At 59.3% G+C, this 21,463-nt stretch carries 34 protein-coding genes; 4 read left to right on the top strand and 30 right to left on the bottom strand.

From position 1 onward, the window contains the following. Positions 1–149: 149 nt before the first annotated feature. From uvrA to IEW63_RS14000, 4 genes are read left to right on the top strand one after another with little or no spacing between them, the layout of a single operon-like run. Positions 150–2,987, top strand: a complete 2,838-nt coding sequence (gene uvrA, locus IEW63_RS14015) for an excinuclease ABC subunit UvrA (protein WP_188637255.1) — start codon at positions 150–152, stop codon at positions 2,985–2,987. A 52-nt stretch (positions 2,988–3,039) separates the two neighbouring features. Then, positions 3,040–4,044, top strand: coding sequence for a methionine ABC transporter ATP-binding protein (locus tag IEW63_RS14010; protein ID WP_188637254.1), 1,005 nt, complete (start codon positions 3,040–3,042; stop codon positions 4,042–4,044). Further along, positions 4,041–4,706 (top strand): methionine ABC transporter permease, encoded by a 666-nt coding sequence (locus tag IEW63_RS14005; protein ID WP_188637253.1) that lies wholly within the window; start codon positions 4,041–4,043, stop codon positions 4,704–4,706. Before IEW63_RS14010 ends, IEW63_RS14005 begins: the two co-directional genes overlap by 4 nt. A gap of 28 nt (positions 4,707–4,734) precedes the next feature. Next, positions 4,735–5,508 (top strand): MetQ/NlpA family ABC transporter substrate-binding protein, encoded by a 774-nt coding sequence (locus IEW63_RS14000; protein ID WP_188637252.1) that lies wholly within the window; start codon positions 4,735–4,737, stop codon positions 5,506–5,508. 490 nt (positions 5,509–5,998) lie between these two features. Here IEW63_RS14000 and IEW63_RS13995 read toward each other — a convergent pair whose 3' ends face one another. The 30 genes from IEW63_RS13995 to IEW63_RS13850 all read right to left on the bottom strand — a co-directional run. After that, positions 5,999–7,459 carry a catalase gene (locus IEW63_RS13995; protein WP_188637251.1) on the bottom strand — a complete coding sequence of 487 codons (1,461 nt, stop codon included), beginning with the start codon at positions 7,457–7,459 and terminating at the stop codon, positions 5,999–6,001. A gap of 170 nt (positions 7,460–7,629) precedes the next feature. Continuing rightward, entirely contained in the window at positions 7,630–8,013 is a 384-nt protein-coding gene (gene rplQ, locus IEW63_RS13990) for a 50S ribosomal protein L17 (RefSeq protein ID WP_036993680.1), read from the bottom strand. 25 nt (positions 8,014–8,038) lie between these two features. Further along, the gene (locus IEW63_RS13985) at positions 8,039–9,040 is read right to left on the bottom strand and encodes a DNA-directed RNA polymerase subunit alpha (RefSeq protein WP_188637250.1); all 1,002 of its coding nucleotides are present in this window, start codon (positions 9,038–9,040) and stop codon (positions 8,039–8,041) included. 26 nt (positions 9,041–9,066) lie between these two features. Next, positions 9,067–9,687 (bottom strand): 30S ribosomal protein S4, encoded by a 621-nt coding sequence (rpsD, locus tag IEW63_RS13980; RefSeq protein WP_188637249.1) that lies wholly within the window; start codon positions 9,685–9,687, stop codon positions 9,067–9,069. Positions 9,688–9,702: 15 nt separating this feature from the next. Further along, complete coding sequence (gene rpsK / locus IEW63_RS13975) at positions 9,703–10,092, bottom strand: 30S ribosomal protein S11 (RefSeq protein ID WP_090540710.1); 390 nt, start codon at positions 10,090–10,092, stop codon at positions 9,703–9,705. Positions 10,093–10,112: 20 nt separating this feature from the next. Beyond that, complete coding sequence (gene rpsM / locus IEW63_RS13970; RefSeq protein ID WP_188637248.1) at positions 10,113–10,469, bottom strand: 30S ribosomal protein S13; 357 nt, start codon at positions 10,467–10,469, stop codon at positions 10,113–10,115. 172 nt (positions 10,470–10,641) lie between these two features. Further along, positions 10,642–10,758 carry a 50S ribosomal protein L36 gene (rpmJ, locus tag IEW63_RS13965; RefSeq protein WP_074781302.1) on the bottom strand — a complete coding sequence of 39 codons (117 nt, stop codon included), beginning with the start codon at positions 10,756–10,758 and terminating at the stop codon, positions 10,642–10,644. A gap of 22 nt (positions 10,759–10,780) precedes the next feature. Then, positions 10,781–12,109: a preprotein translocase subunit SecY gene (gene secY, locus IEW63_RS13960; RefSeq protein ID WP_188637247.1), complete on the bottom strand. Its 1,329-nt coding sequence runs from the start codon at positions 12,107–12,109 to the stop codon at positions 10,781–10,783. A 7-nt stretch (positions 12,110–12,116) separates the two neighbouring features. Then, positions 12,117–12,551: a 50S ribosomal protein L15 gene (rplO, locus tag IEW63_RS13955; RefSeq protein ID WP_188637246.1), complete on the bottom strand. Its 435-nt coding sequence runs from the start codon at positions 12,549–12,551 to the stop codon at positions 12,117–12,119. A gap of 3 nt (positions 12,552–12,554) precedes the next feature. Continuing rightward, positions 12,555–12,737, bottom strand: a complete 183-nt coding sequence (gene rpmD / locus IEW63_RS13950; protein WP_044501138.1) for a 50S ribosomal protein L30 — start codon at positions 12,735–12,737, stop codon at positions 12,555–12,557. A gap of 6 nt (positions 12,738–12,743) precedes the next feature. Continuing rightward, positions 12,744–13,247, bottom strand: coding sequence for a 30S ribosomal protein S5 (rpsE, locus tag IEW63_RS13945; RefSeq protein ID WP_036993694.1), 504 nt, complete (start codon positions 13,245–13,247; stop codon positions 12,744–12,746). A gap of 10 nt (positions 13,248–13,257) precedes the next feature. Next, positions 13,258–13,608: a 50S ribosomal protein L18 gene (gene rplR / locus IEW63_RS13940; RefSeq protein ID WP_188637245.1), complete on the bottom strand. Its 351-nt coding sequence runs from the start codon at positions 13,606–13,608 to the stop codon at positions 13,258–13,260. 10 nt (positions 13,609–13,618) lie between these two features. After that, positions 13,619–14,149: a 50S ribosomal protein L6 gene (gene rplF, locus IEW63_RS13935; protein WP_188637244.1), complete on the bottom strand. Its 531-nt coding sequence runs from the start codon at positions 14,147–14,149 to the stop codon at positions 13,619–13,621. 12 nt (positions 14,150–14,161) lie between these two features. Further along, positions 14,162–14,554: a 30S ribosomal protein S8 gene (rpsH, locus tag IEW63_RS13930; RefSeq protein ID WP_188637243.1), complete on the bottom strand. Its 393-nt coding sequence runs from the start codon at positions 14,552–14,554 to the stop codon at positions 14,162–14,164. A 38-nt stretch (positions 14,555–14,592) separates the two neighbouring features. Continuing rightward, positions 14,593–14,898: a 30S ribosomal protein S14 gene (gene rpsN / locus IEW63_RS13925; protein WP_188637242.1), complete on the bottom strand. Its 306-nt coding sequence runs from the start codon at positions 14,896–14,898 to the stop codon at positions 14,593–14,595. Between the two features lie 9 nt (positions 14,899–14,907). Continuing rightward, on the bottom strand, positions 14,908–15,447 hold the full coding sequence (rplE, locus tag IEW63_RS13920; RefSeq protein ID WP_188637241.1) for a 50S ribosomal protein L5: 540 nt from the start codon (positions 15,445–15,447) through the stop codon (positions 14,908–14,910). Positions 15,448–15,464: 17 nt separating this feature from the next. After that, entirely contained in the window at positions 15,465–15,779 is a 315-nt protein-coding gene (rplX, locus tag IEW63_RS13915; protein WP_188637240.1) for a 50S ribosomal protein L24, read from the bottom strand. 11 nt (positions 15,780–15,790) lie between these two features. Continuing rightward, positions 15,791–16,159 carry a 50S ribosomal protein L14 gene (rplN, locus tag IEW63_RS13910; protein WP_036993708.1) on the bottom strand — a complete coding sequence of 123 codons (369 nt, stop codon included), beginning with the start codon at positions 16,157–16,159 and terminating at the stop codon, positions 15,791–15,793. Positions 16,160–16,202: 43 nt separating this feature from the next. Further along, on the bottom strand, positions 16,203–16,466 hold the full coding sequence (gene rpsQ, locus IEW63_RS13905; RefSeq protein WP_188637239.1) for a 30S ribosomal protein S17: 264 nt from the start codon (positions 16,464–16,466) through the stop codon (positions 16,203–16,205). A gap of 2 nt (positions 16,467–16,468) precedes the next feature. After that, positions 16,469–16,660, bottom strand: a complete 192-nt coding sequence (gene rpmC / locus IEW63_RS13900) for a 50S ribosomal protein L29 (protein WP_188637238.1) — start codon at positions 16,658–16,660, stop codon at positions 16,469–16,471. After that, positions 16,660–17,073, bottom strand: coding sequence for a 50S ribosomal protein L16 (gene rplP, locus IEW63_RS13895; protein WP_036993714.1), 414 nt, complete (start codon positions 17,071–17,073; stop codon positions 16,660–16,662). The genes rpmC and rplP overlap by 1 nt, the downstream gene beginning before the upstream one ends. A gap of 11 nt (positions 17,074–17,084) precedes the next feature. Further along, positions 17,085–17,765, bottom strand: coding sequence for a 30S ribosomal protein S3 (gene rpsC / locus IEW63_RS13890; RefSeq protein WP_188637237.1), 681 nt, complete (start codon positions 17,763–17,765; stop codon positions 17,085–17,087). Positions 17,766–17,774: 9 nt separating this feature from the next. Further along, positions 17,775–18,107, bottom strand: a complete 333-nt coding sequence (rplV, locus tag IEW63_RS13885) for a 50S ribosomal protein L22 (RefSeq protein WP_188637236.1) — start codon at positions 18,105–18,107, stop codon at positions 17,775–17,777. 12 nt (positions 18,108–18,119) lie between these two features. After that, positions 18,120–18,395 (bottom strand): 30S ribosomal protein S19, encoded by a 276-nt coding sequence (gene rpsS / locus IEW63_RS13880; RefSeq protein WP_188637235.1) that lies wholly within the window; start codon positions 18,393–18,395, stop codon positions 18,120–18,122. A 15-nt stretch (positions 18,396–18,410) separates the two neighbouring features. Further along, positions 18,411–19,235, bottom strand: a complete 825-nt coding sequence (gene rplB / locus IEW63_RS13875; RefSeq protein WP_188637234.1) for a 50S ribosomal protein L2 — start codon at positions 19,233–19,235, stop codon at positions 18,411–18,413. A 14-nt stretch (positions 19,236–19,249) separates the two neighbouring features. Then, entirely contained in the window at positions 19,250–19,546 is a 297-nt protein-coding gene (rplW, locus tag IEW63_RS13870) for a 50S ribosomal protein L23 (protein WP_188637233.1), read from the bottom strand. After that, positions 19,543–20,145: a 50S ribosomal protein L4 gene (gene rplD / locus IEW63_RS13865; protein ID WP_188637232.1), complete on the bottom strand. Its 603-nt coding sequence runs from the start codon at positions 20,143–20,145 to the stop codon at positions 19,543–19,545. Before rplD ends, rplW begins: the two co-directional genes overlap by 4 nt. 12 nt (positions 20,146–20,157) lie before the next feature. Beyond that, positions 20,158–20,796: a 50S ribosomal protein L3 gene (gene rplC, locus IEW63_RS13860; RefSeq protein ID WP_188637231.1), complete on the bottom strand. Its 639-nt coding sequence runs from the start codon at positions 20,794–20,796 to the stop codon at positions 20,158–20,160. 94 nt (positions 20,797–20,890) lie between these two features. Then, on the bottom strand, positions 20,891–21,202 hold the full coding sequence (gene rpsJ / locus IEW63_RS13855) for a 30S ribosomal protein S10 (protein ID WP_044501102.1): 312 nt from the start codon (positions 21,200–21,202) through the stop codon (positions 20,891–20,893). 153 nt (positions 21,203–21,355) lie between these two features. Then, positions 21,356–21,463 (bottom strand): EF-Tu C-terminal domain-related protein (locus IEW63_RS13850; protein WP_505706057.1); only part of this gene is annotated, 108 nt, incomplete at its 5' end.

Genomic DNA, 21,463 nt, shown 5'->3' with positions numbered 1-21,463 from the left:
CCGGTCGCTCAGCACCGAGCCTGCGCGGAGTTGCCGCGGCGGACCTGTTTTCAGGCTGCACGCTGGTCACTTTTTGTCCGGCGTTTTTGCCGTGAACCTGGCTCAACACGTATACTATCGGGCTTTGCTGTCTACCCGGGTGGTGTACCTTGGATACAATCTCGATTCGTGGGGCACGCACCCACAACCTGAAGAACATTGATCTGGAATTGCCCCGGGACAAGCTCATCGTCATCACCGGGCTGTCCGGTTCCGGCAAGTCCTCGCTGGCTTTCGATACGCTGTACGCCGAAGGGCAGCGGCGCTATGTCGAGTCGCTGTCCGCCTACGCCCGGCAGTTCCTGTCGATGATGGAAAAGCCCGATGTGGATCACATCGAAGGGCTGTCGCCGGCCATCTCCATCGAGCAGAAGTCCACCTCCCACAATCCGCGCTCCACCGTCGGCACCATCACCGAGATCTACGACTACCTGCGCCTGCTGTTTGCTCGGGCCGGCGAACCACGCTGTCCGGATCACGACCTGCCGCTGGCCGCCCAGACCGTCAGCCAGATGGTCGACCAGGTGCTCGCCCTGCCCGAGGGCAGCAAGCTGATGCTGCTGGCCCCGGTGATGCGCGAGCGCAAGGGCGAACACCTGGCGCTGCTCGACGAGTTGCGTGCGCAGGGCTTCGTGCGGGCCCGCATCGACGGTCGCATCCACGAGCTGGACGAGGCGCCGGCGCTGGAGAAGAACCGCAAACACACCATCGAAGTGGTCGTGGACAGGTTCAAGGTCCGCGAAGACCTGCAGCTGCGCCTGGCGGAGTCCTTCGAAACCGCCCTGCACCTTGCAGACGGCATCGCCATCGTCGCGCCCATGGATGACGAGCAGGTGGAGGAAATCACCTTCAGCTCGCGCTTTGCCTGCCCCCAGTGTGGCCACTCGATCAGCGAACTGGAACCGCGGCTGTTCTCCTTCAACAACCCCGCCGGCGCCTGCAGCGGCTGCGATGGTCTCGGCGTCAAGCAGTTCTTCGACGCCCGCCGGCTGGCCAATGGCGAGCTGACTCTGGCCGAAGGCGCGATCCGCGGCTGGGACCGGCGCAACGTCTATTACTTCCAGATGCTCAGCTCGCTGGCCGCCCATTACGGTATCGACCTGGACAAGCCCTTTGACGACCTGGACGAGAAGCACCGGCAGCTGATTCTGCGCGGCACCGGCAACGAGAAGATCCCGTTCCGCTATCTCAACGACCGGGGCGATATCGTCAGGCGCGAACATCCCTTCGAGGGCATCCTGCCGAATCTGGAGCGTCGCTACCGGGAGACCGAATCCCAGAGCGTGCGCGAGGAACTGGCCAAGTACCTGAGCACCCAGCCCTGCCCCGACTGCAGCGGCACGCGGCTGCGCCGCGAGGCGCGCCACGTGTTCATCGATGACCGCAACCTGCCGGGTCTCACCACCCTGCCGGTCGGCGCTGCCGCGGAATACTTCGAACAGCTCAGCCTGCCCGGCAGCCGCGGGGAGATTGCCGAGAAGATCCTCAAGGAAATCCGCGCGCGCCTGCAGTTCCTGGTCAACGTCGGGCTGGACTACCTCGCATTGGATCGCAGCGCCGATACCCTGTCCGGCGGCGAAGCCCAGCGCATCCGTCTGGCCAGCCAGATCGGCGCCGGGCTGGTCGGCGTCATGTACATCCTCGACGAGCCCTCCATCGGGCTGCACCAGCGCGATAACGAGCGACTCCTGAGCACCCTGATCCACCTCCGCGATCTGGGCAACACCGTGATCGTGGTGGAGCATGACGAGGACGCCATCCGCCTGGCCGACTACGTGGTCGACATCGGCCCGGGCGCGGGTGTGCACGGCGGCAGGATCGTCTCTCATGGCACGCCGCAACAGGTGATGGATGACCCGAACTCGCTGACCGGTCAGTACCTGTCCGGCACGAAGAAGATTGCTGTCCCGGCCAAGCGCAACCCGCCGAGCAAGGACAAGTGGCTGCGCCTCAAGGGCGCCCGCGGCAACAACCTGCAGAAGGTCAACCTGGAGATTCCGGTCGGCCTGTTCACCTGCGTGACCGGGGTATCCGGCTCGGGCAAGTCGACACTGATCAACAATACCCTGTATCCGATCACCGCCACCGCGCTGAACGGCGCCACCACGCTGGACGCAGCACCCTACGACAGCTTCGATGGCATGGAGCATCTGGACAAGGTGGTCGATATCGACCAGAGCCCCATCGGCCGCACACCGCGCTCCAACCCGGCTACCTATACCGGGCTGTTCACGCCGATCCGCGATCTGTTCGCCGGCACCCAGGAGGCCCGCTCCCGTGGTTACAAGGCCGGTCGCTTTTCCTTCAACGTCAAGGGTGGACGCTGCGAGGCCTGTCAGGGCGACGGCCTGATCAAGGTGGAAATGCACTTCCTGCCGGATATCTACGTGCCCTGCGATGTGTGCAAGAGCAAGCGCTACAACCGCGAGACGCTGGAGATCAAGTACAAGGGCAAGAACATCCACGAGGTGCTGGAGATGACCATCGAGGAGGCCCGCGAGTTCTTCGATGCGGTGCCGGCGCTTGCCCGCAAGCTGCAGACGCTGATGGATGTGGGCCTGTCCTACGTGCGTCTGGGTCAGCCCGCCACGACCCTGTCCGGCGGCGAGGCCCAGCGCGTCAAGCTGGCCCGGGAGCTGTCCAAGCGCGACACCGGCAAGACGCTCTACATCCTTGATGAGCCGACCACCGGTCTGCACTTCGCCGATATCCAGCAGTTGCTGGATGTGCTGCACCGGTTACGTGACCATGGCAACACCCTGGTGGTGATCGAGCATAACCTCGATGTCATCAAGACCGCCGACTGGATTGTCGACATTGGCCCGGAGGGTGGCTCCCGGGGTGGCCAGATCATTGCCGCCGGAACACCGGAGCAGATCGCCGAAGCGTCCCAGTCCTACACTGGCCAGTTCCTCGGACCGCTGCTGAAGCGGGACCGGGCGTCCTGATTTAATGCGGCCCACCGGCCGCCCAACCACTTTCTGACTGCGAAGAACGGATGTGATCGAATTTCAGCAGGTAACCAAGGCCTATCATGTGGCCGGGCGGGACATACCCGCGCTGCATGCAACTGACCTTACCATCGAGGCCGGACAGGTGTACGGCATCATCGGCCACTCCGGCGCGGGCAAGAGCACCCTGCTGCGCCTGATCAACCGCCTGGAAGAACCGAGCAGCGGCAGCATCTTCGTCAACGGCGAGGATGTCACCTCGCTGGACGCTCAGGGGCTGCGGCGACTACGCCAGCGTGTGGGCATGATCTTTCAGCATTTCAACCTGCTGTCTTCGGCCACTGTGGCGGATAACGTGGCCATGCCCCTGCGGCTGGCCGGCAACCATGATCGGCGGCAGATCAGCGAGCGGGTCAAGGCGCTGCTCGCCAGGGTCGGCCTGAGCGAACACGCCAACAAGTATCCGGCGCAACTGTCCGGCGGGCAGAAGCAGCGGGTCGGCATTGCCCGGGCGCTGGCCACCGAACCGAGCATCCTGCTCTGTGACGAGGCCACCAGCGCGCTGGACCCCCATACCACCCGCCAGGTGCTGCAACTGCTGGCGGAAATCAATCAGGAGCTGAAGCTGACCATAGTGCTGATCACCCACGAGATGGATGTGATCCGCCGGGTCTGCGACCAGGTGGCGGTGATGGACGGCGGCCATATCGTCGAGCAGGGCAAGGTCACCGACGTCTTCCTGCATCCGCAGCACCCCACCACCCGCAGCTTCGTGTTCGATGACGAGAGCGACGAGCAGCAGGCCGAGGATTTCGCCCATGTGCCCGGGCGCATTCTGCGCCTGACCTTCCTCGGCGAATCAACCTTCGCGCCGCTGCTCGGCCAGGTGGCCCGGGCCAGCGGCGTGGATTACAGCATCCTGGCCGGGCGTATCGACCGGATCCGCGACCTGCCCTGCGGCCAGCTGACGCTGGCCCTGATTGGCGGCGACGTGGAGAAGGCCATGGCCGAACTGGCCGCGGCTAACGTACATGTGGAGGTACTGCGGCCATGACCGACCTGTTCACCAACATCGACTGGTACGACATCTGGATCGCCACGCTGGACACCCTGCTGATGCTGGGCGGCTCGCTGTTCTTCACCGTACTGTTCGGCCTGCCGCTGGGCATTCTGCTGTTTCTCACCGGGCCTCGGCAGATGTTTCAGCGCAACGGCCTGTATGCGGTGCTGTCGCTGATCGTCAACGCCCTGCGTTCACTGCCCTTCATCATCCTGCTGATCGTGATGATTCCGCTGACCAAGTTCATCACGGGCACGTCACTCGGGGTTGCCGGGGCCATCCCTCCGCTGGTGGTGGGCGCCACCCCGTTCTTTGCGCGGCTGGTGGAAACGGCGCTGCGTGAAGTCGACCGCGGCATCATCGAAGCGACCCAGTCGATGGGCGCGACAACCGGCCAGATCATTACCCGCGCCCTGCTGCCCGAGGCCCGGCCCGGCATCATTGCCGCGATCACGGTCATCGCCATCACCCTGGTGTCCTACACCGCCATGGCCGGCGTGGTCGGCGGTGGCGGCCTGGGGGATCTGGCCATCCGCTATGGTTATCAGCGCTTCCAGACTGACGTGATGGTGGTAACCGTTGTATTACTGCTGGTATTGGTGCAGATTCTGCAAAGTATCGGCGACCGTCTGGTTGTCCACTATTCCCGTAAATAACAAATAGCTGATTTCTTCGGAGCAACCCATGAAAAAGATCGTAGCTGTTCTGGCCCTGGCCACCGCCTTCGGCGCCCATGCTGCAGACAAGCTCAGCGTCGCCGCCACCGCCGTCCCCCATGCCGAGCTGCTCGAGTTCGTCAAACCCGGCCTGGCCGAACAGGGCGTGGAACTGGATATCAAGGTGTTCACTGACTACGTTCAGCCCAACCTGCAGGTGGCTGAAGGCCGCCTGGACGCCAACTTCTTCCAGCACAAGCCGTACCTCGACGAGTTCAACAAGGGCCGCGGCACTGATCTGGTCAGCGTGGCCAATGTGCACGTGGAGCCCTTCGGCATCTATTCCAGCAAACTGGACTCGCTGGACAACCTGCCCAAGCGTGCCACCGTTGCCATCCCGAATGATGCCACCAACGGCGGGCGCGCCCTGCTGCTGCTGGCAAAAGCTGGTGTGATTACCCTCAAGGACAATACCAATATCCTGTCCACCCCCCGGGATATCGCGGACAACCCGCACAACATCCGCATCCGGGAACTGGAAGCCGCTACCCTGCCCCGCGTACTGGATCAGGTGGATCTGGCGCTGATCAACACCAACTACGCCCTGGAAGCCGGCCTGAACCCCACCGAGGACGCGCTGGCCATCGAGGGCGAAGACTCCCCCTACGCCAATATCGTGGTGACCCGCTCCGAGAACCAGAACGACGAAGCCGTGGAAAAGCTGGTAACCACGCTGCAGAGCGACGAGGTGAAGGCCTTCATCGAAGAGAAGTACAAGGGTGCTGTGGTGCCGGCGTTCTGATTGCTCGATCAGCTGTATAAAAAGCCCTTGCTGCGGTGACGTGTCAGGGGCTTTTTCTTGATTGGTAGCTTCTCAACAGCCATATGGATGCCGGCTGACAGACGTGTAAGGCCGTGCTGGGCTGCAGGGCCGTGCCGACACGCCGTGAATACGTCCCTGTAGGCTCGCGGTTTTCATCCCTGAAAACCGACGGTCGGCACAACCCTGCAGCCCAACCCGCCAGCAAACTCCGAGCCGCTGTAAGAAAACCATCAGCAGCTCAGACGTTCCCGCCGTTGCGTTGGTACGACCCTGATACGACCGTTTGATGACAGGGATGTCATCAACGAGCCTACAGGGAAGTATTCACGGCGTGTCGTAGCAGGGTCGTACCAGCGTATAGGCTTGCACAGACACTCCAGCTCAGGCTGCGTCAACGTACCCTCCAAAAGCAAATACAAAAAACCCGCGACTTGTACCACGTCGCGGGCCGTTCCAACCGCCGGCGTTATCAGACCGGCACTTCAGACATCGGTACTCGCAGCGCTGCTGCAACACCTTTGCCGTAATCCGGGTCGGCCTTGTAGCAGTGGGTGATGTGGCGAATCATGATATGGCGCTCCACGCCATTCATCGCCCGCGCCGTGTTCTGGAACAGACGCTGCTGCTCGTCTGCCGACATCAGGCGGAACAGATTGCCCGGCTGGGTGAAGTAGTCGCTATCTTCCTCGCGATAATCGTAACGGGCTGCCGCACCTTCCAGCGCCATCGGCGGCTCGCTGAAGTCGGGCTGCTGCTGCCATTCGCCATAAGTGTTCGGCTCGTAGTGCAGGCGGCTGCCGTGGTTGCCGTCCACCCGCATGGCACCGTCACGGTGGTAGCTGTGTACCGGGCAACGCGGTGCGTTCACCGGGATCTGGTGGTGGTTCACACCCAGACGGTAGCGCTGTGCATCACCGTAGGAGAACAACCGACCCTGCAGCATCCGGTCCGGCGAGAAGCTGATGCCGGGCACCACGTTGGCCGGGGTAAAGGCGGCCTGCTCCACGTCCTGGAAATAGTTGCCCGGGTTGCGGTTAAGCTCCATGTAGCCCACCTCGATCAGCGGGTAGTCCTGCTTCGACCATACCTTGGTAAGATCGAAGGGATGGAAGCGATAGGTCGCTGCTTCTTCCTCGGGCATGATCTGCACGTACATGGTCCAGCGCGGGAAGTCGCCGTTCTCGATGGCTTCATACAGGTCACGCTGGGAGCTTTCCCGATCGTTGGCTACTACCGCTGCCGCCTGCTCGTCAGTCAGGTTCTTGATGCCCTGCTGGGTCTTGAAGTGGAACTTGACCCAGTAGCGCTTGTGATCCGCGCTGATGAAGCTGTAGGTATGCGAACCGAACAGGTGCATGTTGCGGTAGCCAGCGGGAATACCCCGATCGCCCATCACATAGGTGATCTGGTGCAGCGCTTCCGGCAGGCCGGTCCAGAAGTCCCAGTTGTTGTTGGCGTTGCGCATGTTGGTGCGCGGGTCGCGCTTGACCGCGTGGTTCAGGTCGGGGAATTTCAGCGGGTCTCGGAAGAAGAACACCGGGGTGTTATTGCCTACCAGATCCCAGTTGCCCTGCTCGGTGTAGAACTTCAGCGCAGCACCGCGAATATCACGCTCGGCATCAGCCGCGCCGCGCTCACCGGCCACGGTGGAGAATCGAGCGAACATCGGGGTACGTTTCCCGACCTCGGAGAAAAGCCGCGCCTTGGTGTAAGGAGTGATGTCATGGGTTACAACGAACTCGCCAAACGCACCGGAGCCCTTGGCGTGCATCCGCCGCTCGGGGATGACCTCGCGGTCGAAGTGGGCCAGCTTCTCAAGGAACCACACATCCTGCAGCAACATGGGGCCACGGGGACCTGCGGTCATGACGTTCTGGTTTTCAGCTACCGGCGCACCGGCTACTGTGGTGAGTCTGGGCTTGTCTGTCATCGCGTATCTCCTGGATCGATTCGATCACCAGCGGTCGCTCCCGGTGGTGTTGGGAAGATCATAGGCGAAGCGCAGATATAGCCCCAATGACTTGGATCAAGTGAGCCGATAGGTTTTATTGATGCAATAAAAAACCGGGCCAAGGCCCGGTTTTTCTGAACCAACCGCTGTTACTCTTCGGAAGCAGCAGCCAGTTCGGGGCGGTCAACCAGTTCCACATAGGCCATGGGAGCCGCATCGCCAGCACGGAAACCGCACTTCAGGATACGGACATAGCCGCCGGGACGGTCTGCGTAGCGCTTGCCCAGGTCGTTGAACAGCTTGCCTACAGCTTCCTTGCTGCGGGTGCGGTCAAACGCCAGACGGCGGTTGGCTACGGTGTCTTCTTTCGCCAGGGTGATCAGCGGCTCTGCAACGCGGCGCAATTCCTTGGCCTTGGGCAGAGTGGTTTTGATCAGTTCGTTCTCGAACAGCGACACCGCCATGTTCTGGAACATGGCCTTGCGGTGCGAGCTGGTCCGACTCAGGTGACGACCACTTTTACGATGACGCATCTCTCAATTCCTCGGTGTCAGACGATCAGGCGTTAACCTTGTCGTCCTTCTTCAAGCTAGCAGGCGGCCAGTTGTCCAGACGCATACCCAGTGACAGACCACGGGAAGCCAGAACGTCCTTGATTTCGGTCAGGGACTTCTTGCCCAGGTTCGGGGTCTTCAGCAGTTCCACTTCGGTACGCTGGATCAGATCGCCAATATAGTAAATGTTTTCTGCTTTCAGGCAGTTGGCCGAACGAACAGTCAGCTCCAGGTCGTCAACCGGGCGCAGCAGGATCGGATCGATCTCGTCTTCCTGCTGCTCTACTACCGGCTCCTGATCGCTCTTCAGGTCAACGAAGGCCGCCAGCTGGTGCTGCAGGATGGTAGCAGCGCGACGAATCGCCTCTTCCGGGTCCAGCGTACCGTTGGTTTCCAGGTCAATGACCAGCTTGTCCAGGTCAGTACGCTGTTCAACCCGCGCGTTCTCCACAACATACGCCACACGGCGAACCGGCGTGTAAGTCGCGTCAAGTTGCAGACGGCCGATGGACCGACTTTCGTCTTCATCGGACTGGCGCGCATCGGCGGGCTGGTAGCCACGACCGCGGGCAATCACCAGCTTCATGTTCAGCGCGCCGTTGGCGGACAGCGTGGCGATGTGGTGATCGGGATTGACGATCTCCACATCGTGATCCAGCTGGATATCGCCAGCGGTGACGGCACCCGCGCCCTTTTTGGACAGGGTCAGGGTAACCTGGTCACGACCATGCATCTTGACTGCCAGACCCTTCAGGTTCAGCAGGATCTCGATGACATCTTCCTGGACGCCTTCAATGGCGCTGTACTCATGCAAAACGCCATCGATTTCCGCCTCTACCACGGCACAACCGGGCATGGAGGAGAGCAGGATGCGCCGCAACGCATTGCCCAGGGTATGACCGAAGCCACGCTCCAGCGGCTCAAGAGTGATCTTGGCACGCGTGGGCGAGGCTTCCTGTACGTCGATATGACGTGGGGTAAGAAACTCGGCAACCGAATTTTGCATGAAAGGCACCTTTTGCTGACTATCGCTTACTTGGAGTAGAGCTCGACGATCAGGTTTTCGTTGATGTCGGCGTACAGATCACTCCGTGCGGGCAGGCTCTTGAAGACACCTTCCTTCTTGGCAGCATCTACTTGCAGCCATTCTGCCTGGCCGCGCTGGGCCGCCAGTTCCAGAGCGCCGTTGATGCGCAGCTGGTTCTTGGCTTTTTCGCGAACGGCGATCACGTCACCCGGGGAAACCAGGTAGGAAGCGATGTTCACGGTCTTGCCGTTGACACTGATTGCCTTGTGGGATACCAGCTGACGCGCTTCGGCACGGGTAGCGCCAAAGCCCATGCGGTAGACCACGTTGTCCAGACGACGCTCGAGCAGTTGCAGCAGGTTCTCACCGGTAGCACCCTTCAGACGGGCAGCTTCCTTGTAGTAGTTGCTGAACTGACGCTCCAGAACGCCGTAGATGCGGCGAACCTTCTGTTTCTCGCGCAGCTGGGTACCGTACTCGGAGAGTCGGCCGCGACGCTGACCATGCACACCCGGAGGGCTTTCCAGCTTGCACTTGGAGTCCAGAGCGCGAACACCGCTCTTGAGGAACAGGTCAGTGCCTTCGCGACGAGACAGCTTGCATTTGGGACCAATATATCTAGCCATTTTACCGTCTCCTGATTACACGCGGCGCTTCTTGGGCGGGCGACAGCCGTTATGTGGGATAGGTGTGACATCGGTGATGCTGCTGATCTTGTAACCACAAGAGTTCAGCGCACGCACTGCGGATTCACGACCCGGGCCAGGGCCCTTCACATTAACGTCGAGGTTTTTGAGACCATATTCCAGCGCGGCCTGACCAGCACGCTCGGCTGCTACCTGAGCAGCAAACGGGGTGCTTTTACGCGAACCACGGAACCCGGAACCACCGGAAGTCGCCCAGCTCAGAGCATTGCCCTGACGGTCGGTGATGGTGATGATGGTGTTGTTGAAAGACGCATGGATGTGGGCGATCCCATCAACCACCGTCTTTTTTACTTTCTTACGAACACGAGCAGCAGGCTTAGCCATATCTGTATATTCCTTCGCGATTACTTACGGATCGGCTTGCGCGGACCCTTGCGGGTACGGGCGTTGGTCTTGGTACGCTGGCCGCGAACCGGAAGACCACGACGATGACGCAGACCACGATAGCAACCCAGATCCATGAGACGCTTGATGTTCATGTTGATCGCGCGGCGCAGGTCACCTTCGGTGTTGTTCTTGGCAACCTCGTTACGCAGCAGATCAATCTGCTCCTCGCTCAGATCCTTGATCTTGACGCTGGGCTCGATGCCAGCGGCGGCACAGATCTGCTGTGCCTTGGTTTGACCGATACCAAAGATATAGGTCAGAGAGATAACAGCATGCTTGTTATCCGGGATGTTGACGCCTGCAATACGGGCCATCCAAATTTACTCCGTCTGACAGCTACCTGACTCAACCCAACACAACCAGGTTGCGAGAAAAAGGGTGCAGTAGGGTAGCGCTAACAAATAAAAAAATCAACCACCCGGCCATTGACTGACCGGGTGGCGGTTATCCTGAGACGTAGTCTTCAATCAGTACAGGGTTGGAATATCAACCCTGGCGCTGCTTGTGACGGGGCTCAGCGCTGCAGATTACCCGTACGCTACCGTTGCGACGGATTACCTTGCAGTTACGGCAAAGCTTCTTGACTGATGCTGCAACTTTCATATCGTTCTCCAATCCTGAAAAATCAGCGCAGCATGCCGCTGCCGTAACCCTTCAGGTTCGATTTCTTCAAAAGAGACTCGTACTGCTGTGAAACGAGGTGCGATTGTACTTGGGACATGAAGTCCATCACAACCACAACAACAATCAGCAGCGAGGTACCACCCAGATAGAACGGCACGTTGGCCGATACCATCAGAAACTGCGGCAACAGACACACCGCAGTCATGTACAACGCACCGAACATGGTCAGGCGGGTCAGCACGCCATCGATATAGCGAGCGGACTGCTCACCCGGGCGAATACCCGGAATGAACGCGCCGGACTTCTTCAGATTGTCTGCAACATCCTTGGGGTTGAACATCAACGCTGTATAGAAGAAGCAGAAGAAAATGATCCCTGCACTGAACAGGATGATGTTCAGGGGCTGCCCGGTTTCCAGCTGACGGGTAATGCTCAGCAGCCATTCCATGCCCTCGCCCTGGCCGAACCAGGTACCCAGCGATGCCGGGAACAGCAGGATACTGCTGGCAAAGATCGCCGGAATCACACCTGCCATGTTGACCTTGAGCGGCAAATGGCTGGTCTGAGCCGCGAACACCTTGCGGCCCTGCTGACGCTTGGCATAGTTGACGGTAATCCGCCGCTGCCCGCGCTCGACGAAGACCACGAAGGCGATCATGGCCACCGCCAGGAAACCGATCACGATCAGGGCGAAGATATTGATATCACCCTGCCGAGCCGACTCGAAGGACTGGCCGATAGCACTCGGCAGACCGGCAACGATACCGGCGAAGATCAGCATGGAGATACCGTTGCCGATACCCCGCTCGGTGATCTGCTCGCCCAGCCACATCATGAACATGGCACCGCATACAAAGGTGGTGACCGCTATGAAATAGAAGCCGAACCCCGTATGGAATGCCACCCCCTGACTGGCCAGACCCACCGACATGCCCACCGCCTGGATGAAGGCCAGCACCAGCGTCAGATAACGCGTGTACTGGGCAATCTTCCGGCGGCCGGACTCGCCTTCCTTCTTCAACTGCTCCAGTGACGGGCTGACTGCCGTCATCAGCTGCATGATGATCGATGCAGAGATATACGGCATGATCCCCAGAGCGAAGATACTCATCCGCTCCAGGGCACCACCGGAAAACATGTTGAACAGGCTAAGGATGGTTCCCTCGTTCTGTCTGAACATATCAGCCAGGCGATCAGGGTTGATGCCGGGTACCGGTATGTGAGCACCGATCCGGTAAACGATGATTGCCAGGAACAGGAACCGCAAGCGGCCCCAGAGTTCGCTCAGGCCGCCTTGATTCATTCCAGAGAGAGCACCTTGCTTAGCCATGTAGTCCTTATTCCTCGATCTTGCCGCCAGCTGCTTCGATTGCTGCACGGGCACCCTTGGTAGCCTTCAGGCCCTTGATGGTAACCGCCTTGGTTACTTCTCCGGACAGAACCACCTTCGCGCGCTCGTACTTGCCGCCGATGATGTTGGCATCTTTCAGCGCCTGCAGATCGATGACGTCCACATCCAGCTTGTTCAGCTCGCTGGTGCGGATTTCCGTGGTGACCATCGCAATGCGGGATACGAAGCCGAACTTGGGCAGACGGCGGTGCAACGGCTGTTGACCACCCTCGAAACCAGGAGCGACGGTACCGCCGGAACGCGAAGTCAAACCCTTGTGGCCACGGCCGGCAGTCTTGCCCAGGCCGCTGCCGATACCACGACCGACGCGCAGCTTGGCTGGGCGTGCGCCGGGCGCGGAACGCAGATCATTCAGTTTCATGTCTTAACCCTCAACCCGCACCATGTAGGCGACCTTGTTGATCATCCCACGCACGGCAGGCGTATCTTCGACTTCCACGGTGTGACCGATGCGGCGCAGGCCCAGGCCCTGGATGCAGGCCTTGTGGCTCGGCAGACGACCGATCACGCTCTTGTACTGGGTGACTTTGATTTTTGCATTAGCCATGTCAGCTTACCCCACGATATCTTCAACGGTCTTGCCACGCTTGGCCGCCACGGAATCGGGAGACTGCATGGACTTCAGACCCTTGTAGGTAGCCTGAACGACGTTGACCGGGTTGGTGGAACCGTAACATTTGGCCAGTACGTTGTGGATGCCAGCGGCTTCCAGAACAGCGCGCATCGCGCCACCGGCGATGACACCGGTACCTTCGGAGGCCGGCATCATGAACACCTTGGAGGCACCATGAGCAGCCCGCAGCGGGTACTGAATGGTGGTGCCATTCAGATCCACCTGGATCATGTTACGACGTGCGGCTTCCATGGCCTTCTGGATGGCGGCGGGCACTTCACGCGCCTTGCCACGACCGAAGCCCACGCGACCATTGCCATCGCCGACTACCGTCAGCGCTGTGAAGGCAAAGATCCGACCGCCCTTAACTACTTTGGCGACGCGGTTAACCTGAACCAGCTTCTCAATGTAACCTTCGTCACGCTTTTGATCGAAATTAGCCATAGCTCTACCCTTAGAATTCCAGCCCGCCTTCACGAGCGGCGTCGGCCAGCGCTTTCACGCGGCCATGATACTTGAAGCCGGAACGGTCGAAGGAGACCTGAGTTACACCGGCGGCCTTGGCACGCTCGGCAACCAGAAGTCCCACTTTCTTGGCGGCTTCAGCATTGCCGGTGTTGCCACCGCGCAGGCTGGCGTCAAGAGTGGAGGCGCTGGCCAGAACCTTGGAACCATCGGCGGAGATCACTTGCGCGTACATGTGCTGCGAAGAACGGTACACGCACAGACGTACGGCTTCGAGCTCGCGCAGTTTCAGACGCGAACGACGAGCGCGACGGAGACGAATAACTTTTTTATCGCTCATTTTCTATGCCCTACTTCTTCTTGGCTTCTTTACGACGCACGATCTCATCGGCGTAGCGAACACCCTTGCCCTTGTAGGGCTCGGGACGACGGAAGTCACGGATTTCCGCAGCTACCTGACCGACCAGTTGCTTGTCGATACCTTTGATGACGATATCAGTCTGGCTTGGGGTTTCCACGGAAACGCCCTCCGGCAGCTGATAATCGACCGGGTGGGAGAAACCCAGCGCCAGGGACAGGGTCTGACCCTTGGCCTGCGCGCGGTAACCCACACCAACCAGCTGCAGCTTGCGCTCGAAGCCCTGGCTGACGCCGACAACCATGTTGTTGACCAGTGCACGGGTGGTACCGGCCATGGCTGCATTGACACTTCCGGGACGCGGAGCGAAACGCAGCTCGCCCTCTTCCTGGATCATTTCAACGGCCGGATGCATGCTCAGGTTCAGGGCACCCTTGGGGCCTTTGACCGACACTTCCTGACCGTCAACCTTGATTTCTACACCCTGTGGCAATTTGACAGGGTTCTTTGCGACGCGAGACATCGTAACCCCCTATCAGAATACGGTGCAGAGCACTTCGCCGCCGATACCGGCAGCGCGAGCGGCGCGATCAGTCATGACACCCTTGTTGGTGGAGACGATCGAAACACCCAGTCCACCCTTGACCTTGGGCAGCTGGTCCGCGGATTTGTACTGACGCAGACCAGGACGGCTGGTGCGCTTCAGCTCTTCAATTACCGGCTTGCCCTCGAAGTACTTCAGTTCGATGGACAGGACAGGCTTGGTGTCGCCCTGAACATCGTAACCGGCTACATAGCCTTCTTCGGTCAATACTTTGGCGACAGCCACCTTCAGCTTTGCCGAAGGCATGCTGACACTGGACTTTTCAGCCATCTGGGCATTACGGATACGGGTTAGCATATCGGCTAACGGGTCCTGCATACTCATGGGCTTGGTGCTCCTGAAACGAGTAAGTAAGGTCTTGTTTACCAGCTGGCCTTGACCAGACCGGGTACATCACCGCGCATGGCAGCTTCGCGCAGTTTGATGCGGGAAAGACCGAATTTGCGGTATACACCGTGCGGACGGCCGGTCATGCGGCAGCGGTTACGCTGACGAACGGGGCTCGCATCACGCGGCAGTTTCTGCAGGGCTACCTGAGCATTCCAACGATCCTCGACGGATGCATTGACGTTGCCCACCAGCGCCTTCAGCTCAGCACGCTTGGCGGCGTACTTGGCAACCAGACGAGCACGCTTGAGCTCGCGGTTCTTCATACTGATTTTGGCCATTGCTGACTCCTAGTTGCGGAACGGGAAAGCAAACGCACGCAGCAGCGCACGGCCTTCGTCGTCATTCCGGGCAGTGGTGGTGAAGGTGATGTCCAGACCACGCAGGGCATCGATCTTGTCGTAATCGATTTCCGGGAAGATGATCTGCTCTTTCACGCCCATGCTGTAGTTGCCGCGACCGTCGAAGGACTTGGCATTCAGGCCACGGAAGTCACGCACCCGCGGCAGCGAGATCGACAGCAGGCGATCCAGGAATTCGTACATCTGCTCACGACGCAGGGTCACCTTGACACCGATCGGCCAGCCGTCACGGATCTTGAAGCCGGCGATCGACTTGCGGGAGTAGGTCACGATGCCCTTACGGCCGGTGATCTTCTCCAGGTCTGCCAGTGCGTTCTCGATGACCTTCTTGTCACCCACTGCTTCACCAAGACCCATGTTCAGGGTGATCTTGGTGATCTTCGGAACTTCCATCACGTTCTGCAGGCCAAGTTCTTCCTTGAGCTGCGGAACAAGCGTGTTCCGATAATGTTCTTTCAATCTTGCCATGGTAAGCACCTGGACTCTCAAGCGTCGACGGCTTTTTGCGTCGACTTGAAAATACGAACCTTCTTACCGTCTTCGACCTTGAAGCCGACGCGATCGGCCTTGCTGGTCTCAGGGTTGAAGATAGCCACGTTGGAGACGTGGATGGGCGCCTCCTTTTCAACAATACCGCCCTGTACACCGGCCATGGGGTTCGGCTTGGTGTGGCGCTTGATAATGTTGACACCGGTGACGACCAGGCGGTTGTCGGCCAGGACCTTCTGGGCCTTGCCGCGCTTGCCTTTGTCTTTACCGGCGATGACGATGACGTCGTCGTCACGTTTGATCTTTTGCATGACCGGGCTCCTTACAGCACTTCGGGCGCGAGGGAAACGATCTTCATGAACTGCTCGTTGCGCAGCTCACGCGTCACTGGCCCAAAGATGCGGGTACCGATCGGCTCGTTCTTGTTGTTGAGCAGAACAGCAGCGTTGCCATCGAAACGGATCAGCGAACCGTCGGTACGGCGTACGCCGTGACGGGTACGCACGATAACGGCAGTCAGCACCTGGCCTTTCTTTACTTTGCCGCGGGGAATCGCTTCCTTCACGGTCACTTTGATGATATCGCCAATGCCGGCGTAGCGGCGGTGAGAACCGCCCAGAACCTTGATGCACATGACACGACGAGCACCACTGTTGTCAGCCACATCCAGCATGGATTGAGTCTGAATCATAACTTTCTCCGACCCTTGAAAATTCCGCTATAAACGCGCGGGCTTAGACTTGCGCCGCGCGCTCGTCGATCTGTACCAGGGTCCAGCTCTTGGTCTTGGCCAAGGGGCGGGTTTCCCGAATGGTCACCAGATCACCAATGCGGCATTCGTTGTTCTCGTCATGCGCATGCAGCTTGGTAGAGCGACGCAGGTACTTGCCATACAGCGGGTGCTTTACCTGACGCTCAACGAGCACAGTAACGGTTTTTTCCATCTTGTCGCTGACCACACGGCCAGTGACAGTACGAACGATAGAGTTCTCGGCCATGATCAGTTACCACCTTTCTGTTTCAGCACGGTCTTGACGCGAGCGATGTCACGCTTGGTCTGCTTCAGCAGGTGACTCTGGCCCAGTTGACCGGTTGCCTTCTGCATGCGCAGGTTGAACTGGTCGCGCAGCAGGGTGAGCAGCTGTTCGTTCAGCTGCTCGGCAGATTTTTCACGAAGTTCTGTCGCTTTCATCACATCACCGTCCGCTTAACGAAGGTGGTTGCCAGCGGCAGCTTGGCAGCGGCCAGGGCAAAAGCCTCGCGCGCCAGCTCTTCGGAAACACCTTCAATCTCGTACAGGACCTTGCCCGGCTGAATCTGGGCTACCCAGTATTCGACGTTACCCTTACCTTTACCCATCCGCACCTCGAGAGGCTTCTTGGAGATCGGCTTGTCAGGGAAGACACGGATCCAGATTTTACCGCCACGCTTGACGTGACGAGTCAGAGCACGACGTGCCGCTTCGATCTGACGCGCGGTCAGACGACCACGGCTGACGGATTTCAATGCGTATTCGCCAAAGCTCACCTTACTGCCGCGATGCGCCAGACCACGGTTGTGGCCGGTCATTTGCTTGCGGAACTTCGTACGCTTGGGTTGTAACATGTGCGTACCCCTTACTTAGCAGCTTTTTTCTTGGTCGCGACGGCTTTGACTTCCTCAGGCTGGCCACCGATGACCTCACCCTTGAAAATCCAAACCTTCACACCGATCACACCGTAGGTGGTGTGGGCTTCAGCCGTTGCGTAGTCGATATCGGCACGCAGGGTGTGCAGCGGCACACGGCCTTCACGGTACCATTCGGTACGGGCGATCTCGGCGCCGCCGAGACGGCCGCTGACCTGGATCTTGATACCCTTGCCACCGATACGCATGGTGTTCTGAACCGCGCGCTTCATCGCACGACGGAACATCACACGACGCTCCAGCTGTTGAGCAACGCTCTGCGCCACCAGACCAGCATCGAGCTCCGGCTTGCGGATTTCTTCGATGTTGATATGTACCGGCACGCCCATCTGCTGGGTCAGGTCCTGACGCAGCTTTTCGACGTCCTCGCCCTTCTTGCCAATCACGATGCCGGGACGGGCAGTGTGAATGGTGATGCGAGCGGTCTGGGCCGGACGCTGAATATCAACGCGGCTGACAGAGGCGGCTTTCAGTTTGTCCTGGATGTACTGACGTACCTTCAGGTCTGTGTTCAGATAGTCCGCGTAAGTGCGACCATCTGCATACCACACCGAAGTGTGCTGTTTAACGATACCGAGGCGAATACCCGTCGGATTTACTTTCTGACCCATGATCGACTCCTACTTGTCAGCAACCTTGACCGTGATGTGGCAAGACCGCTTGATGATGCGATCAGCACGGCCCTTGGCACGTGGCATGATGCGCTTCAGGGAGCGACCTTCGTTAACAAACACGGTGGAGACCTTCAGGTCATCCACGTCTGCGCCATCGTTATGCTCGGCGTTGGCAATCGCCGACTCGAGCACTTTCTTGATGACATCAGCGGCCTTCTTGTTGCTGAAAGTCAGCAGATTCAGGGCCTCATCCACTTTCTTCCCGCGGATCTGGTCGGCAACCAGGCGTGCTTTCTGGGCAGAAAGTTTGGCGCCTTTAACTGTAGCGGCTACTTCCATCTTCCTAACCCCTTAGCGCTTGGCTTTCTTGTCTGCCACGTGACCACGGTAGGTACGGGTGGCAGCAAATTCGCCGAGTTTGTGGCCGACCATGTCTTCGGTAACGATAACCGGGACATGCTGACGACCGTTGTGTACTGCGATGGTCAGACCGACCATCTGCGGCAGAACCATGGAACGGCGCGACCAGGTCTTGACTGGCTTGCGGTCGTTCTTTTCTGCTGCGGTTTCGACCTTCTTCAACAGGTGAAGATCGATAAAAGGACCTTTCTTCAGAGAACGCGGCACGTCGTTTCCCCTCTATTACTTGCTGCGACGACGGACAATCATGTTGTCTGTGCGCTTGTTGGACCGAGTCTTGGCACCCTTGGTGGGGAAGCCCCACGGCGACACCGGATGACGACCACCAGAAGTACGCCCTTCACCACCACCATGCGGGTGGTCGACCGGGTTCATGGCGACACCACGAACGGTCGGACGTACGCCGCGCCAGCGAGTGGCACCGGCCTTGCCCAGGGAGCGCAGGCTGTGCTCACCATTGGACGCTTCGCCCAGGGTGGCGCGGCACTCGCCGAGGATCTTGCGCATCTCGCCGGAACGCAGGCGAACGGTGACATAGGCACCTTCACGGGCTACCAGCTGAACGGATGCACCGGCACTGCGGGCAACCTGAGCACCCTTGCCGGGCTTCAGCTCGATCGCGTGGATAGTGCTACCCACCGGAATGTTGCGCAGCGGCAGACAGTTGCCCGGCTTGATCGGCGCTTCGGCACCGTTGATCAGCTGATCGCCAGCAACAACACCACGGGGGGCGATGATGTAGCGACGCTCGCCATCGGCATACTTCAGCAGAGCAATATGAGCGGTACGGTTCGGATCGTATTCGACGCGCTCAACGGTGGCAGGGATGCCATCCTTGTTGCGACGAAAATCGACCAGACGATAGTGCTGCTTGTGACCGCCCCCACGATGACGCGTGGTAATGCGGCCATTGTTGTTACGACCACCGGACTTGCCTTGCTTCTCCAGCAGAGGTGCATAGGGAGCACCCTTGTGCAGGTCCGAGTTAACGACCTTTACAACGAAGCGGCGGCCAGCGGAAGTAGGTTTACATTTAACAATTGCCATGATGTACCCCTTTCTTATTCAGCGCTGGCGAAGTCGATGTCCTGACCGGGCTGCAGGCTGACATACGCCTTCTTCCAGTCATTACGCTTGCCCAGGCCGCGAACGGTTCGCTTGGTCTTGCCTTTGACATTCAGGGTCGAAACCTTCTCGACCTTGACGTTGAACAGTTGCTCAACGGCTTTCTTGATTTCCAGCTTGGTCGCAGTGGTATCCACCTTGAACACGATCTGGCTGTGCTTCTCGGCCAGGCCGGTAGCCTTTTCGGATACATGCGGGCCGAGCAGTACTTTGAAAATGCGCTCCTGGTTCATCCCAGCATCTCCTCGAACTTCTTGACGGCAGGCACGGTGATCAGCACCTTGTCATAAGCGATCAGGCTGACCGGGTCTGAACCCTGAACATCACGCACGTCGACGTGAGGCAGGTTGCGAGCAGCCAGATACAGGTTGGTATCCAGGCTGTCGGTAACGATCAGCACGTTTTCCAGGTTGAGCTCGTTGAGCTTGCCAACCAGGGCCTTGGTCTTGGGTGCATCGACACCGAAGCTTTCCACGACAACCAGACGCTCCTGGCGTACCAGTTCGGACAGGATCGAGCGCATGGCGCCGCGGTACATCTTGCGGTTCAGCTTCTGTTCGAAGTTGCGCGGACGAGCTGCGAAGGTGGTACCGCCCCCGCGCCAGATCGGGCTGCGGATGGTACCGGCACGGGCGCGACCGGTGCCCTTCTGACGCCAGGGCTTCTTGCCGCCGCCGGACACTTCAGAACGGGTCTTCTGCTGCTTGGTGCCCTGACGGCCACCGGCCATGTAGGCCACAACAGCCTGGTGAACCAGGGTTTCGTTAAACTCGGTGGCAAAGGCCAGATCGGATACTTCGATCGCGCTTGCACCAGCTACATTCAAATTCATGAGAACTCCCCCTTAACCCTTGGCCTTGACTGCCGGGCGAACAATGACGTCGCTGCCGGGCGCGCCGGGAACCGGGCCTTTGATCAGCAGCAGGTTACGTTCGGCGTCAACGCGTACGATTTCCAGGGTCTGCACGGTCACTCGCTCGGCACCCATGTGACCGGCCATCTTCTTGCCCTTGAATACGCGACCCGGGGTCTGGCACTGGCCAATGGAACCCGGAACACGGTGGGAGACGGAGTTGCCGTGGGTGGCGTCCTGACCGCGGAAGTTCCAGCGCTTGATGGTACCGGCGAAGCCCTTACCCTTGGACTGACCGGTAACGTCTACTTTCTGGCCCGCTTCGAAAATACCGACATTGATTTCTGCACCGGCTTCGTATTCCGCGCCGTCATCCAGGCGGAATTCGCATACGCTGCGGCCCGCAGCAATATTGGCCTTGGCAAAATGCCCTGCCATCGGCTTGGTTACGCGATTTGCGCGACGCTCGCCAACGGTGACCTGAATGGCAGAGTAGCCATCGGTGTCAAGGGTCTTGACTTGAGTGATACGGTTTGGCTCGACTTCAACCACCGTAACAGGAATGGAAACACCATCTTCAGTGAAAACGCGGGTCATACCGCATTTCCGGCCGACTACACCAATAGTCATGTTGTAAACCTCTTAAGTGCACGGGGCTATTACCCGCTATGGCCGCCCATTTCAGGGCGTTACACGGCTGGATAGCCCCCGTCGTTCGGGGCTATCAGCCGAGGCTGATCTGAACCTCAACGCCAGCTGCAAGGTCCAGTTTCATCAGCGCATCGACAGTCTTGTCGGTGGGCTGAACGATATCCAGCACCCGCTTGTGGGTACGGATTTCATATTGATCCCGGGCATCTTTGTTGACGTGCGGAGAAATCAGCACGGTAAAACGCTCTTTGCGCGTCGGCAAAGGTATCGGACCACGCACCTGAGCCCCAGTACGCTTCGCGGTATCCACGATTTCCTGGGTTGATTGATCTATCAGGCGATGGTCAAAAGCCTTCAACCGAATACGAATCTGTTGGTTCTGCATTTGACCAGAAACTCCAAGCTTCTATTTTCAGAGCACACCCGGAAACAGGCGGGCCCATCCAAGGGAGGCGCAATCTTACAGATGCGCCAAACCAGTGTCAACCAAAATACAAAAGCCCCCGATCATCGGGGGCTTCTGCATAGTGTCAGATCATCAGGCGATGATCTTGGCAACCACGCCGGCGCCAACGGTACGGCCGCCTTCGCGAATCGCGAAACGCAGGCCTTCTTCCATGGCGATCGGAGCGATCAGGGTCACGTC

Origin of the sequence: Halopseudomonas pertucinogena, from assembly GCF_014646575.1 — a bacterium.
Classification (GTDB): Bacteria; Pseudomonadota; Gammaproteobacteria; order Pseudomonadales; family Pseudomonadaceae; genus Halopseudomonas; species Halopseudomonas pertucinogena.
Note: the sequence above shows the minus strand (reverse complement) of the source record. Positions and strands in the feature narration are given on the sequence as shown.